At 69.0% G+C, this 13,401-nt stretch carries 17 protein-coding genes; 11 read left to right on the top strand and 6 right to left on the bottom strand.

Going from position 1 to position 13,401, the window contains the following annotated elements:
• Positions 1 to 3: 3 nt before the first annotated feature.
• Entirely contained in the window at positions 4 to 1,284 is a 1,281-nt protein-coding gene (locus NDI79_RS07855) for an ABC transporter ATP-binding protein (RefSeq protein WP_310928705.1), read from the top strand.
• Positions 1,285 to 1,337: 53 nt separating this feature from the next.
• Here NDI79_RS07855 and NDI79_RS07850 read toward each other — a convergent pair whose 3' ends face one another.
• Positions 1,338 to 1,838, bottom strand: coding sequence for a DUF7974 family protein (locus tag NDI79_RS07850; RefSeq protein WP_310927922.1), 501 nt, complete (start codon positions 1,836 to 1,838; stop codon positions 1,338 to 1,340).
• A 102-nt stretch (positions 1,839 to 1,940) separates the two neighbouring features.
• Between NDI79_RS07850 and NDI79_RS07845 the strand changes: the two genes are divergently transcribed.
• Positions 1,941 to 2,525, top strand: a complete 585-nt coding sequence (locus NDI79_RS07845) for a hypothetical protein (protein WP_310927921.1) — start codon at positions 1,941 to 1,943, stop codon at positions 2,523 to 2,525.
• 29 nt (positions 2,526 to 2,554) lie between these two features.
• On the opposite strand, the gene NDI79_RS07840 is transcribed toward NDI79_RS07845, so the two are convergent.
• From NDI79_RS07840 to NDI79_RS07825, 4 genes are all read right to left on the bottom strand, one after another.
• Positions 2,555 to 3,922, bottom strand: coding sequence for a hypothetical protein (locus tag NDI79_RS07840; protein ID WP_310927920.1), 1,368 nt, complete (start codon positions 3,920 to 3,922; stop codon positions 2,555 to 2,557).
• A gap of 144 nt (positions 3,923 to 4,066) precedes the next feature.
• Positions 4,067 to 4,864, bottom strand: a complete 798-nt coding sequence (locus NDI79_RS07835) for an SDR family NAD(P)-dependent oxidoreductase (protein ID WP_310927919.1) — start codon at positions 4,862 to 4,864, stop codon at positions 4,067 to 4,069.
• 160 nt (positions 4,865 to 5,024) lie between these two features.
• The gene (locus NDI79_RS07830; protein WP_310927918.1) at positions 5,025 to 5,792 is read right to left on the bottom strand and encodes an ABC transporter permease; all 768 of its coding nucleotides are present in this window, start codon (positions 5,790 to 5,792) and stop codon (positions 5,025 to 5,027) included.
• Positions 5,789 to 6,742 carry an ABC transporter ATP-binding protein gene (locus NDI79_RS07825; RefSeq protein WP_310927917.1) on the bottom strand — a complete coding sequence of 318 codons (954 nt, stop codon included), beginning with the start codon at positions 6,740 to 6,742 and terminating at the stop codon, positions 5,789 to 5,791. The genes NDI79_RS07830 and NDI79_RS07825 overlap by 4 nt, the downstream gene beginning before the upstream one ends.
• A gap of 358 nt (positions 6,743 to 7,100) precedes the next feature.
• On the opposite strand from NDI79_RS07825, the gene NDI79_RS07820 reads away from it, so the two are divergent.
• From NDI79_RS07820 to rnhB, 9 genes are all read left to right on the top strand, one after another.
• Complete coding sequence (locus NDI79_RS07820) at positions 7,101 to 7,319, top strand: hypothetical protein (protein ID WP_310927916.1); 219 nt, start codon at positions 7,101 to 7,103, stop codon at positions 7,317 to 7,319.
• Entirely contained in the window at positions 7,316 to 8,356 is a 1,041-nt protein-coding gene (gene aceA / locus NDI79_RS07815) for an isocitrate lyase (protein ID WP_310927915.1), read from the top strand. The genes NDI79_RS07820 and aceA overlap by 4 nt, the downstream gene beginning before the upstream one ends.
• 2 nt (positions 8,357 to 8,358) lie before the next feature.
• Positions 8,359 to 9,312, top strand: a complete 954-nt coding sequence (locus NDI79_RS07810; protein WP_310927914.1) for an HpcH/HpaI aldolase/citrate lyase family protein — start codon at positions 8,359 to 8,361, stop codon at positions 9,310 to 9,312.
• A 128-nt stretch (positions 9,313 to 9,440) separates the two neighbouring features.
• Positions 9,441 to 9,569 (top strand): hypothetical protein, encoded by a 129-nt coding sequence (locus NDI79_RS07805; protein ID WP_310927913.1) that lies wholly within the window; start codon positions 9,441 to 9,443, stop codon positions 9,567 to 9,569.
• A gap of 228 nt (positions 9,570 to 9,797) precedes the next feature.
• Positions 9,798 to 10,115, top strand: coding sequence for a hypothetical protein (locus tag NDI79_RS07800; protein ID WP_310927912.1), 318 nt, complete (start codon positions 9,798 to 9,800; stop codon positions 10,113 to 10,115).
• A gap of 81 nt (positions 10,116 to 10,196) precedes the next feature.
• Positions 10,197 to 10,727 (top strand): DUF4112 domain-containing protein, encoded by a 531-nt coding sequence (locus NDI79_RS07795; protein WP_310927911.1) that lies wholly within the window; start codon positions 10,197 to 10,199, stop codon positions 10,725 to 10,727.
• A 39-nt stretch (positions 10,728 to 10,766) separates the two neighbouring features.
• The gene (locus tag NDI79_RS07790; protein ID WP_310927910.1) at positions 10,767 to 12,059 is read left to right on the top strand and encodes a tRNA pseudouridine(54/55) synthase Pus10; all 1,293 of its coding nucleotides are present in this window, start codon (positions 10,767 to 10,769) and stop codon (positions 12,057 to 12,059) included.
• 69 nt (positions 12,060 to 12,128) lie between these two features.
• Positions 12,129 to 12,275: a hypothetical protein gene (locus NDI79_RS07785; RefSeq protein WP_310927909.1), complete on the top strand. Its 147-nt coding sequence runs from the start codon at positions 12,129 to 12,131 to the stop codon at positions 12,273 to 12,275.
• Positions 12,276 to 12,343: 68 nt separating this feature from the next.
• Positions 12,344 to 13,018: a ribonuclease HII gene (gene rnhB, locus NDI79_RS07780; RefSeq protein WP_310927908.1), complete on the top strand. Its 675-nt coding sequence runs from the start codon at positions 12,344 to 12,346 to the stop codon at positions 13,016 to 13,018.
• A 43-nt stretch (positions 13,019 to 13,061) separates the two neighbouring features.
• Here the strand turns inward: rnhB and NDI79_RS07775 are convergent, their stop codons facing one another.
• Positions 13,062 to 13,268: a DUF7511 domain-containing protein gene (locus NDI79_RS07775; RefSeq protein WP_310927907.1), complete on the bottom strand. Its 207-nt coding sequence runs from the start codon at positions 13,266 to 13,268 to the stop codon at positions 13,062 to 13,064.
• Positions 13,269 to 13,401: the final 133 nt, after the last annotated feature.

Below are 13,401 nucleotides of genomic sequence, written 5' to 3'. Positions count from 1 at the left end.
GGGATGGTCACGGGGAGCGACGACGACATCGACTTCGGCGAGACGCTCCTCCGCGTCGAGGGACTCACCAAGTACTTCAGTCAGGGCAGCGGCCTCGTCGCCAGCCTGTTCAACGACGAGGAGGTCAAAGCGGTCGACGACGTCTCCTTCGACATCGCGAAGGGCGAGACGCTGGGTCTCGTCGGCGAGTCGGGGTGCGGGAAGTCGACCCTCGCGCGGACGATTCTGCGCCTGCTCGAACCGACCGACGGCGCGGTGTGGTTCAAGGGCGACGACCTCGCGGAGATGAGCGGCGAGGAGCTCCGCTCGATGCGCGAGAACATCCAGATGATCTTCCAGGACCCCCAGTCCTCCCTGGACCCGCGGATGAAAGTCGGCCCCATCGTCGAGGAACCGATGAAAGCCCACGGCCTCTACAAGGGCGAACGCGAGAAGCGGGCGCGGATGCTCCTGGAGAAGGTCGGTCTCGACCCCCAGCACTACAACCGCTACCCCCACCAGTTCTCCGGCGGGCAGCGCCAGCGGGTCAACCTCGCACGCGCGCTGGCGGTCAACCCGGACTTCATCGTCTGCGACGAACCCACTTCGGCGCTCGACGCCTCGATTCAGGCGCAGGTGCTGAACACGATGCGGGACCTCCAAGAGGAGTTCGGGCTGACGTACCTGTTCATCAGTCACGACCTGAGCGTCATCCGGCACATCTCCGACCGCGTGGCCGTGATGTACCTCGGGCAGTTGGTCGAACTGGCGGAGACCGAGGAACTGTTCGAGAACCCCCAACACCCCTACACCGAGGCGCTCCTCCAGTCGATTCCGGTGCCCGACCCGCGGGCGGGCGGCCAGCGGGGCGTCCTCGAAGGCGACGTGCCCTCGCCCATCGACCCGCCCTCGGGATGTCGGTTCCGGACGCGCTGTCCGCGGCTCATCGCCCCCGAGGAGTACGACCTCTCGGCGGCCGAGTGGCGGCGGGTGCGGGCGTTCATGCGCGAGACCGAGCGCCGCACGTTCGAGGCCGACGGCGAGGCGTCGCTCCGCAACGAGTTCTTCCCGGACGGGACGCCCGACGGCGAGGCGGGGTCGCTCGTGGAGACGAGCGTCGACGACGTGCTGAACGGCGACTGGGACGCGGCCGAGGAGCGACTCACGGAGGCGTTCGCCGAGCAGAGCATCTGCGCCCGTGAGGTGCCCTCCTACGAGGTCGAACCGGTCCACGGCGACGGCGTCCACTACGCCGCCTGCCACCTCCACAACGACGACGTGGCGGGCAGCGTCGACGCCGACTGAGCGGTCTTCGGTCACTGATTTTCCGCGTCGACTGCTCGGCCCCGCCGGCGGCCTCAGCGCTCGATTCGAATCGTCGTCGCGTCGGCGGGCCGGTTCCCCTCGAGGGCGAGGTACGCACCCACCTCGTGGGTGCCGGGGTCGGGTTCGACCCACCGGGTCGCCGCACCGTCGGCGCCGACGCGTTTGAACAGGCCGTCCCACGTCCGCGTGAGCACCTTCCGCTCGCCGCCGCGGAAGGTGAGCTTCGAGGGCGACTCCGAGACGTAGACGCGTTCGTCGCTGGCCTCCAACTCGCCGTCGACGGTCCACCCCCACAGGCGGCGCGTCGGCGTCGTCACGCTCACGGGGAGGGGGAGGCGGTTCTCGATGACGACGGTGAGTTCCACCGGATCGCCGGGCGCGTACGTCTCGCGGTCGGTCCGCACGGCGACGAAGAGTCCTCTTCTAACCAAGGCTTGCGGGACGAACTTTCCGAGGGCGGCGGCGACGGGGCTCTTCGTCTCGTCGAACCCGTGGCGGTCCCGCGGTCTCACGTCGCGTCCGTCGGTCGGCATCTGTCGGCCTCCGTAGGCGTGCGCGCCGTTTACCTCCGTCGGTCGTCCGGTCGCCCGGTCGCCGGCGCGAGACGTTATGCCGTCCCGCCCCCGACGGTCCGCATGGACCGACGCGAACTCCTCGCGTTCGCCGGCCTCTGCGGCCTCGGAGCGACGAGCGGGTGTCTCGGGTACACCGTCGTCGAATCGGATGCCGTGACCGACCGCCGCGTCCGCATCGCCGAGTTGGAGGCGAAACTGCGGGCGCGGGACGAGGAGATAGCGTCGCTGAACGCGGAACTCGACGCGCTCCGGGACCGGGTCGCGGGACCGGAGGTGAACCTCGTCCGCGCCGTCGAGTCGTGGTCGCGCGCCGGCGACGTGGTGACCGAACAGACCGACCGCGTGGCGGGCGGGACGCTCATCGCGGCGGTGAGCTACGACTACCCCGTCCACCCGGCGGGCGGCGGGACGGGTCGGGCCGACGCCACCGTGCGGGTCGAACTGCGGCGCGGGGGCGACGCCGTCCGCGAGGCGGAGACGCGGGTCCGTATCACGCTCGACCGGGACCAGACGCTCGCGGAGAGTCCGCTCGAACTCGACGTCTCGGACCTCGACGCCGGGGCGTACGCGCTGGCGGCGCGCGTCGTCGACAACGTGACCGGACTGTCGTCGCCGACGGCCGAGACGACGGTCGAACTCGGCTGAGCGCCGTCGCAGCGGTCTCCCCCGGCCGCTCACTCGCGCCGCCGACGGAGCGCGTACGCCGACAGGGCCGCGCCGCCGGCGGCGCCCGCGAGGAGGTTGGGCACGTCGACGGCCCGGCGGACGCGCGCCGGCGATATCGACCCGCGTTCGCGGAGGCTCCCCTCCTCGTCGGCGCTTTCGGGAACCGACGCGACGTACTCGCGCACCTCGCCGGGGGCGATGTCGGCGGTCACGGCGCCGTCCAGAAGCGACCCGTCGAGTCCGGCGGCCTCGGCGGTCAACTCGTACGTCGCCGCCCGCTTGCCGACGACGGAGACGCGGTAGTCGCCGGCGGGGGCGTCGTAGCGGTAGCGCGTGCCGTACACGTCGCTCCGACTCCGGTCCATCATCTCGGCGCGGTTGCGCCCCACGGCCGTCCCGTCGGGAGCGACGACGGAGAGGCCGACGTTCGGCGAGGAGACGGTGAAGCGGACGGCGCGTTCGAGCAGGTGCGAGAAGTCACCGTCGTCGGTCCGCCGCGGGGCGGTCACGTCGGCGTCGGCGCGGATGGCCCGGTCCCAGCGGTTGAACACGAGGCTGTCGAACTCGGCGTGGTTCGCGAGCGGTCTGTCGGCGCCCGGAATCACCTTCAGCCGTCGGCGGTACCGCGGGCGGTAGGAACTCGCGGGGACGTTCGGGTTGTACACGTCGAGCAGCGTCGCGTTCCCCCGTTCGGCGTAGTCGTAGACGAGCACCTGATGGGAGAGGCGCGTGGCGGTGTCGACGAGCGTCACGCCCGCCGTCCCGAAGGCGTCCACCGTCGCGGTCAGCGCCGCGAGTTCGGCGGCGTGGTCTATCTCTTTCGGACGAAGCATCCGGCGTCGCCCAAGCCACGAGTGCACGTCGAGCAACTGCGTCGACTGGTACTCGTCGATGCGGGTGCCGACGGTGCCGCCCTCGTCGCGGGCCACGGGCACCTCCGGCGTCCGAAGTTCGGCCGCGTGCTCGACCGAATCGGGGAGCGCGTTCGGGTCCTCGAAGAACTCCTGCGCGGCGAACGTCATCCCGTAGCAGTGGCCGTCCGTCGAGGACAACTGCGCGGCGGCGACGCGAATCTGCGAGGCGACGAGGCCGACGAGGGCGTCCGGCAGGCGGGCGACGGGCGTGCCGAACAGGTCGGCGAACGGTCCCCGCCAGTCGAGGCGGACGCACTCTCTGACCTCCTCGTCGGCCAGTTTGCGGTGGTCGTGGCCGGGGTAGGCCCGTTCGCTCCCGCGCCAGTTCCGGAACCCGAACCCGTGGACGGAGGGGTCGAACCCCTCCTCGGCGTCGGCGGCCGCGACGGCGGGCGCCGCGGCGAGACCGACCGCCCCCGCGCCGACGGACGCGAGGAACCGCCGCCGTCCCATCTTCGTCATCGCACGCTACTGTAGTCGGAGCGAACTTGACTGTTTCCCGGAGCGTCGCCGCCGGCGAAATATCTAACTCCGTCGACAGTAACCGCCGCTCGGATGGTTGCCCGGCGAGGGGCGACGCGGGACCCGCGCGCGTCGTAGCGGGGTTCAGACGTCGATTGTCGGGACGCCGCCGCCGTCCACGCGGTAGGTCGACCCGGAGACGTAGGAGGCGAGGTCGGAGACGAGGAAGGCGACGACGGGCGCCACCTCCTCGGGTTCGGCCACCCGGTCGAACTGGAGGGCGGGCTTTTCCTCCTCCAAGAATGCCCGTTCGGCCTCTTCGACGGAGATGTCCCGTTCGTCGGCTATCTCCTCGAACATCGCCTGCACGAGGGGGGTCCGCGTCGTCGTCGGCGCGACGGCGTTCACGCGGACGCCCTCGCCCAGATAGGCCTTCGAGAGGTTCTGTGTCAGGTTGATTATCGCCGCCTTCGAGGCGTTGTACTGCGGCATCTTGTCGTGCGGCATCAGGCCGGCGTCGGAGGCGACGTTGACGACGCTGCCGCCGTCGCCTTCTTTCAGGTAGGGGAGCGCCGCCTTCGTGACCCGCATCGTCCCGAAGAGGTTCGTGTCGATGACCGTGCGCCACTCCTCCTCGGGGACCGCGTCGAGTTTCTCGAAACTGCCGGTCGTGCCGGCGTTGTTCACGAGCACGTCGATACCGCCGAACTCCTCTACCGTCTCCTCGACCAGTTCCTCCACGTCGTCGGGGTCGGTCACGTCCACCTGCGCGGTGAGGACGTCGCCGTCCATCTCGGCCGCCGCGCCTTCCAGTTCGTCTTCGCCGCGGGCGCAGATGCAGACGTCGGCGCCCTCCGCGGCGAACGTCTCCGCGATGGCCTTCCCGATTCCCTTGCTCCCGCCGGTGACGATAGCGACTCGGTCGTCGATAGCGAGGTCCACGGGCGCGCTTCGGGCGTGAGCGGAAAGAGGATTGTCGCCGCGGAAGGCGCGTCCGCGTTCGGTTCGCGTGCGGCGTTGGAATTCGCATTCGTGATCGTGCGGGCCGTAGTGGGCCGGAGGCGGCAGAAGCGGCGGAAGCGGCGGAAGTGCCGGATCCGGCTCAGTCGGTCAGACCGTAGCCGCGCTTGAACAGGACGACGTTCAGCGCCGTCACCCCGAGGGTGAGAGCGGTGAGGACGGCCAAGGAGGCGTTCGGGTCCACCTCGCTGACGCCGAGGAAGCCGTAGCGGACGCCGTTGACCATGTATATCATCGGGTTCAGGAGCGACACCTGCTGGACCGTCGCCGGCAGTTCACCCAGCGAGTAGAAGACGCCGCCGAAGAACACCAGCGGTCGCAGGATGAACTGGTTCATCATCGTCAGGTCGTCGAAGTCGTCGGCCCACAGGCCGCCGACGACGCCGAACCCGGCGAACAGCAGGGTGATGACGAGCATGAACGCGACGAGGTAGAGGGGGTTTTCGACGCCGACGGTGGTGAAGAACGCGCCGATGACGGCGACGAGAGCGCCGACGACGACGCCGCGGGCCGCCGAGGAGAGGACGAACGCGCCGACCATCGACCGGTAGGAGAGCGGCGAGGTGAGCACCTCCTCGATGTAGCGGTTCCACCGGCCGTGGAAGATGGAGAAGGAGGCGTTCTCGAAGGCGTTCGACACCGCGCCGAGGACGATGAGACCGGGGAGAATGAAGAGGATGTACGGCACCCCCGCTATCTCGTTGATGCGTTCGCCGAGGATGACGCCGAACACCGAGAAGTACAGCACGTTCGTGATAAAGGGCGGGACGAACGTGTTGCGCGGGCGGCGGATAAATCGGAGAACCTCGCGCTTGAGGAGGGCGTAGAAGCCCGTGCGCTCGGCGTTCATCTGCTCGCCTCCGCCGTCGCGCGGTCCTCTTCGGTTCTCGTCATCTCGACGAACACCTCTTCGAGCGAGGTGCGCGAGATTTCGAGGTCGACTATCTCGTGGCCGGCGCTATCGAGGCGGCGGACGAGTTCGGGGGCGACGAGGCCGCCCTCGCGGGCGGTGACGACGAGGCGCGCCCCGTCGAGTTCGACGGCCTCCACGCGGTCGTCCTCGGCGGCGAAGTCGGGGACCGCCGTGGGAGCGTTCCGCAGGGTGACGATTACGTCGTCGGTGCCGCGGTCCATCAGGTCCTCGGGGCTCGCAACCTCCACGACGCGCCCGGAGTCGAGGATGGCCACCTCGTCGCAGAGGCGTTCGGCCTCCTCGATGTAGTGGGTCGTCAGCAGGATGGTCGTCCCCGAGTCGTTCAGTTCGGTGATGGTCTCCCACAGTTCGCGGCGGAGTTGCACGTCGACGCCCGCCGTCGGTTCGTCGAGGATGAGGAGGTCCGGGTCGGTGATGAGGGCGCGCGCGAGGACGAAGCGGCGCTTCATCCCGCCGGAGAGCCAGTCGAACCGCGTGTCGCGCTTGTCGTAGATGCCGACGCGCTTGAGCACCTCGTCGGCGCGTTCGGCGGCCTCTTCCTCCGAGACGCCGTGGTAGCCCGCCTTGTGTTCGAGCACCTCGCGGATGGGGAAGAAGCGGTCGACGTTGAACTCCTGCGGCGCGAGGCCGATGCTGTCGCGCGCCTCGCGGTAGTCGTCCTCCACGTCGTAGCCGAACACCTCCGCGCGGCCGCCGGACTTGCGGACGAGGCCGACGAGGACGTTGATGAACGTCGTCTTCCCCGCGCCGTTCGGACCGAGGAGGCCGAAAAAGGACCCCTCGGGGACGTCGAGGTCGACGCCGTCGAGCGCCTGCACGTCGCCGTAGGACTTCCGTAAATCGCGTATCGTTATCGCAGAAGACATCGGATACCGAAGGTCGGCGACTGCGCGGATTAAGCGCACCGACCGCGGAACCGGGTGAGAGACGCTGGCACGGGCGGCGGCCGAGGATACGGTCGTCCGCAGTGTCCTAGAATGTGCACTAGCCTCACTCTTATCTGTATTAGGAGATAACCCGAGCTAAAGAATATTAACACTATCAATCATTATGTTTATTTAGGAGACTGAAGACGGAGCAGACGAGGTGACACAGGATGGCAGTACCCGGCGCAGTACGCGCCCACCGCCCCGCGTTCCGTCAGCAGAACCGCTCGACGAGCAGCCCCGACCCACCGATACGAGACAGATGACGACACCCACGACCCGACGCACGACTGGAACGATGACCCGAAACTACCCGAACAACGAGGAGAACATGGACGCCCCGTTGGTCCCCTTCATCGCCGACCCGACCGACCGGACGGAATCGACGTCGACGGAGACGGAAGCGCCCGGGAAGACCGGCGAGGACGACATCGGCGGTCTGCGCCGAGACATCGCCGCCCTCCGGACGCAACTGGAACGACTGGAGACCCGCATGGAACGGGAGGACCGGCGATGAGCGATCCCTACGAGCGCACGACGGGCGCCGACGTGTTCACCCGCGACGTCGACAACGAGTCCGCCCGGGAGTTCCGCCGGATGCTCGACGAGCAGAACTTCGTCTTCGCGCCGGGCATCTACCACGCCCTCGACGCCCGACTGGCCGAACTCGCCGGCCTCGACGCGGCGTACATGAGCGGCTACTCGACCGTTCTCGGTCAGTTCGGCTTCCCGGACCTGGAGATGGTGACGATGACCGAGATGGTCGAGAACGCGAAGCGAATCGTCGAGGCGACGGACCTGCCGGTCATCGCGGACTGCGACACCGGCTACGGCGGCGTCCACAACGTCCGCCGCGCCGTCCGCGAGTACGAGAAGGCCGGCGTCGCCGCGATTCACATCGAGGACCAGACGACGCCGAAGCGCTGTGGCCACATCGCCGGCAAGCAAATCGTCTCGCGCGATAAGGCGCGCGCCCGGTTCGAGGCGGCCGTCGACGCCAAGCAGTCCGAGGACACGTTCGTCATCGCCCGGACGGACGCCTACGGCTCCTCGAACGGCGACTGGGAGGAGCACTTGGAGCGCGGGCGCATCTACGCCGACGCCGGCGTCGACATGGTCTGGCCCGAGATGCCCGACCCCTCGCGCGAGGACGCCGTCGAGTACGCCGAGACCATCCACGAGACCCACCCCGACCTGAAGTTGGCGTTCAACTACTCCTCGTCGTTCGCGTGGTCCGAAGAGGAGGACCCGCTCACGTTCGAGGAACTGGGCGACCTCGGCTACGAGTACATCTTCATCACGCTGTTCGGCCTGCACTCGGGCGCCCACAGCGTCTACGAGGACTTCCGGAACCTCGCGGAGAACGACGAGACGGGGCAGATGGAACTGGAGGAGCGGTATCTCGGGCACCCGACCGAATCGCACCACGAACTCGCGTTCGTCTCCGACTACCAGGAGACGGAGATGGAGTTCGACCGCGAGGCGCGCGAGCGAATCGAGAGCTCCGAGGGCTTCTCGGAGGAAGAGAGCACCCCCATCGAGAGCGACGACTGACGATGAGCGAGCAATCGACGCGGACGACGGACGAGCGGAGTACCGACATCCAGCCGACGATGCGGCGGAGCCAACTGGCGACGCCCGGCAGCGACGAGACGATGGTGCAGAAGGCGCCGCAGTCGGGCGCCGACGAGGCGTTCTTGGACCTCGAAGACGCCGTCGCCCCCGGCGAGAAGGTGGACGCCCGCGAGACGGTCATAGAGGGTTTACAGGACGGCGACTGGTCGGAGACGCGGGCCTGCTTCCGGATGAACGGCGTCGACACCGAGTGGTGGTACGACGACGTCATCGAGGTCGTCGGCGCGGCCGGCGGGTCGGTCGACACCATCATGGTGCCGATGTGCCACGACGCCTCGACGGTGCAGACGGTCGACAACCTGCTCACGCAGGTGGAGGTCAACGAGGGCCTGCCCGAGGGCGACATCGGGCTCCAGTGTCAGATCGAGTCCGCGTCGGGCATGACGAACGTCGCGGAGATAGCCCGCGCCTCGGACCGCACGGAATCGCTCGTGTTCGGACCGGGCGACTACACCGCCAGCGTCGGCGCGGCGGGCCTGACCATCGGGTCCGGCGGCGACTACCCCGGCCACTACTGGCACTACCAACTGGCCCGCATCGCCCACGCCGCGAAGGCCGAGGGATTGCAGGTCATCGACGGGCCGTACGCCGAAATCGAGGACCCGGAAGGATTCAGAGAATCCTGTCGGAACGCGAGCCTCCTCGGCTGTGACGGCAAGTGGGCCGTCCACCCGAGCCAGATCGAAATCGCCAACGAGACGTTCGCGCCCGACCGCGAGGAGGCCGAACGCGCCCAACGCATCGTCGAGGCCTACGCCGAGGCGACGGCGCAGGGGAAGGGCGCCGTCTCCGTCGACGGGGAGATGGTCGACGAGGCGACGAACAAGATGGCGCGGCGACTCGTCGCCCGCGCGGAGGCCGCCGGGGTGCTCTGAGCCGCGGTAGCTCGTAGCACACCTGAAAAAACATTAAGTAGAACTACCCCGTCTGCCGAATCGAGTCCCGCGACCCGCGGGCAGAGGAACCGATGCTCCGTCACACCGCCACTCGTCGTCCGACTTCGATGGTAGCCGCAGGTGCGGCCGCCGCAGTCGGCGACGAGGGTAAGTGGAGCATCGGAATCGACGCGGGGTTCTCCGGCGACGGTTCCGAGAATCCCCTCCTCTGCGTCCGGTCCGCGCTCGGCGCGTGAAGTCGCGCCGCGCGGGCGGGGTCCGGGAAACCGGCTTCGTCTCCGTGTGACTCACCCGAGACGACGCCGGCCCGTCCCTTTCTCGCGCGGCCGACCACGCTCCGAGTGCCCACCGTCGCGTCCGCGAATCCGACGCGGCGCGACCGACCGGACCGCTCCCGTGTCGGCACTCGACGCCTCGTCACGGCGGACGAGGCGGGAGGCGCGTTCGACCCGCGCCGGGAGCCTATGGCAATCAGTCCTGCCAGTCCGGAGGCACAGCAAGCAGAAAACGAACACGTCGTCCGCGCGTCGCTGACGGTCCTCGTCACGCGGAACGCGGACGGCGACTTGGAGGAGGGCGTCCGCGCCCGCCTCGCCGCCGTCGACTGCGTCGTCGGCGTGGACCGCGCCGACGTGAGCGGTTTACGACCCGCGCTGAACGACTTACGCGTGCAGGTCGACGCCGCCCTGCGCGTCAGCGGTCCGGCCGACGCGGCGGCCGTCGCCGCGGCCCTCGAATCGGGTTTCGGCGTCAAGGACGTGCGGGAGGTGGAACTCGAATAGGGTTCGACCCCCCGCTTCGGCCCTCCCTTCGTTTCCGACTCCCCAGCGAACGCTCAAGTTCCTCCGTCGCCACTCTCTCCCGTGAGTTCCTCAGACGCCGCGAACGCCGACGCCGCCCCGTTCGTCGTAAGCGGACCGGTGGCGGACGCCGCGGACCCCGAAGCCGAGGCCCTCGCGCGCCTCCGGCGCGTGAGTTACTACATGGACAGCGCGATACCGGTTCCGGGGACGGACTGGCGAATCGGTCTGGACCCGATACTGGGACTACTCCCCGTCGCGGGCGACCTGCCGGCGGCGGCCGTCTCGGCGTACATCGTCGCGGAGGCCGCCGCACTCGGCGCGCCGCGGGAGACGGTGGCTCGGATGGTGGGAAACCTCGTCGTCGACGCCGTCTTCGGGTCGATTCCGCTCGTCGGCGACGCGTTCGACGCGGCGTGGAAGGCGAACCGGCGGAACGTCCGCCTGTTCGAGGCGCGGCGCGCCGACCCATCGGGGGCCGAACGCGACGGGCGGGTGCTCGCCGTCGCGGGCCTCCTCCTGTTCTGCCTCGTCGTCGCCCTCGGCGCGGGCGTCGCTCTCACCTCGTGGTGGCTCCTCTCTCAGGTCGTCTGAAAGGGGAAGACAGAAACGCGGTCCACGTCATCACCCGGTATGAGCATCTTGGAGGACGCGCGCGAGGTGGCCGCGCAGAGTCCCGTCTGCGACCCGTGTCTGGGACGCGTCTTCGCCGACCGGAGTTTCGGGCTGACGAACGCCGAACGGGGCCGGAGCCTCCGGGTCGCCGCCGCCCTCGAAGACGACGAGGAACCCGAGGACGTACCGCGGGAGGACTGCTGGGTGTGCGAGGGGGCGTGCGCCCGGTTCGACGAGTGGGCCGAACGCTGCGCCGACGCCGTCGAGGGCGTCGAGTTCGACACCTATCAGGTCGGGACGCGCCCCCCGCCGCTGGTCGAGGAGAACGAAGTACTCCTCCGCGAGGGGGCCGGACTCGCCGAGGACGCGGGCGAACTCTTCAAATCGGAGTTCAACCGCGAGGTGGGCAAGCGGTTCGGCCGACTCACGGAGACGGAGGTGGAGTTCGGCCGCCCGGACGTGCAGTTCCTCCTCGACATCGACGCCGACGCGGTGGAAGTCGAGATAAACTCCACGTTCGTCTACGGCCGCTACCGCAAACTCGAACGCGACATCCCGCAGACCGAGTGGCCGTGTAACAAGTGTCACGGAACGGGCTACCTCGGGAAACAGCCCTGCGACAAGTGCGACGGGACGGGCTACATGTACCAAGAGAGCGTCGAAGGTCTGACCGCTCCCGTCGTGATGGACGTGATGGACGGCACCGACGCGAAGTTCCACGGCGCCGGCCGGGAGGACGTCGACGCCCTGATGGTCGGGACGGGCCGCCCGTTCGTCGTCGAAATCATGGAACCGCGCCGCCGCGACGTGGACGTGGAGCGTCTGGAGGGCGACATCAACGCCTTCGCGGAGGGGAAAGTCGAAGTCGAGGGCCTCCGCCTCGCCGCCTACGACATGGTCGAACGCGTGAAGGAACTGAACGCCTCGAAGCGCTACCGCGCCGAAGTCGAGTTCGGCGACGACGTCTCCGAGGACGAACTCACGGACGCCCTCGCCGAACTCGACGGGGCGACCATCGAACAGTACACGCCGAACCGCGTCGACCACCGCCGGGCGGCGCTCACCCGGACCCGCGAGGTGTTCGAGGCGACGGGCGACTGGCAGGACGAACGGCACGCCACCGTCGAGGTGCACGGCGCCGGCGGCCTCTACATCAAGGAACTCGTCTCCGGCGACGAGGGGCGCACGGAACCGAGTCTGGCGGGCCTCCTCGGCGTCGACGCGGAGGTGACGGCGCTGGACGTGACGGGCGTCTACGGCACCGACGAGGAGTTCGAGAACGAGTCGTTCTTCCGCGACGACCCGCGGTAGGCGGTCCGTCCGTAACCCATCAGTAGACCGACGGACCGAGGATTTACCAGTCTCCGACCGCGCCTACGAGTGAGAGCAGATACCATGTGTCACCACTACGAGTCGAATCCGGAGTGGGAAGCGCTCGTCGAGAAGCGCCTGCGCGCGGAGTTCGAGGAGGCCGACGACCCGGAGGAGTCGCCGGGGCGTGCCGGGCCGCCGTTGGCGGACGACTGAGCGCCCGTCGATTTTTTCGGCCGACGACGACCGCAACCGCTTAGTCGCCGCTGTCCGCCGAGAGAGGTATGACAGACGGGTCGCCCGCCCTCGTCGGCAGCGACGAGGCGGGGAAGGGACCGGTGCTCGGGCCGATGGTCGCCGCGGCGGTGCGCGCCGACGCCGACGCCCTGCCGGGCGGTATCGACGACTCCAAGCGCCTCGCGGCGCGCCGGCGCGAGGAGATAGCCGCGACGCTCCGGGACCGGGAGGGGGTCGAGATAGGCGTCGCGTTCGTCGAACCCGAGCGAATCGACCGGCCGGACACCGACATGAACGCGCTGACCGTCGCCGCGCACGTCGAGGCCCTCGCCGCCGTCGCGCGCGGGGGCGACGAGGTGGTGACGGACGCGGGCGACGTGGACGAGTCGCGGTTCGGGCGGCGCGTCCGGACGGGCGTCGAGGAGGCGGGCGTCGCCGTCTCCGTCACCGCCGAACACCGCGCGGACGAGACGTACCCGCACGTCGGCGCGGCGAGCGTCGTCGCGAAGGTGGAGCGAGACGCCCGGATGGCGGCCGTCGGCGAGGCGTTCGCGGCGTACGGCCCCGTCGGGAGCGGTTATCCGAGCGACCCGACGACGAGGGAGTTCCTCAGGACGTACGTCGGCGAGACGGGCGAGTTACCGGACTGCGCGCGCGCCTCGTGGTCGACGTGCGACGACGTGTTGGCGGCGGCGGCGCAGTCGTCGCTGGCCGACTTTTGATCGCGAGAGAACGGGTCGAGGAGGGGAGGAAGAGCAGGACCGCTCAGCGCATCTCGTCCAGCGAGACGTACGACTCCCGCTTGGCGGAGACCCACGTCGTGACGCGTTCCTCGTCGTCGGCGTGGAGGGGGTAGATCGTACATTCGTCGGACTCGTCGTCGTACTCGACGACGGTGGAGACCAACGTCTCCGAGGCGGTTGCTGCGTGCGGGGCATCTGCATCGTCCGTCAGGGGGGCATCGGTTGACATAGTGTACGTGTCCCGTTGTCTACGTCGTCTCCCGCGCGAGCGGGCAACTACGGTCCGTGTCGCTGTACAGTTTACAGTACGTGCGCCCGTGCAGTTAAATGGCAGCCTACAGGATTAGGGCGGCGTCGGCGCG

The organism is Halogeometricum sp. S3BR5-2 (genome assembly GCF_031624635.1).
Classification (GTDB): domain Archaea; phylum Halobacteriota; class Halobacteria; order Halobacteriales; family Haloferacaceae; genus Halogeometricum; species Halogeometricum luteum.
Note: the sequence above shows the minus strand (reverse complement) of the source record. Positions and strands in the feature narration are given on the sequence as shown.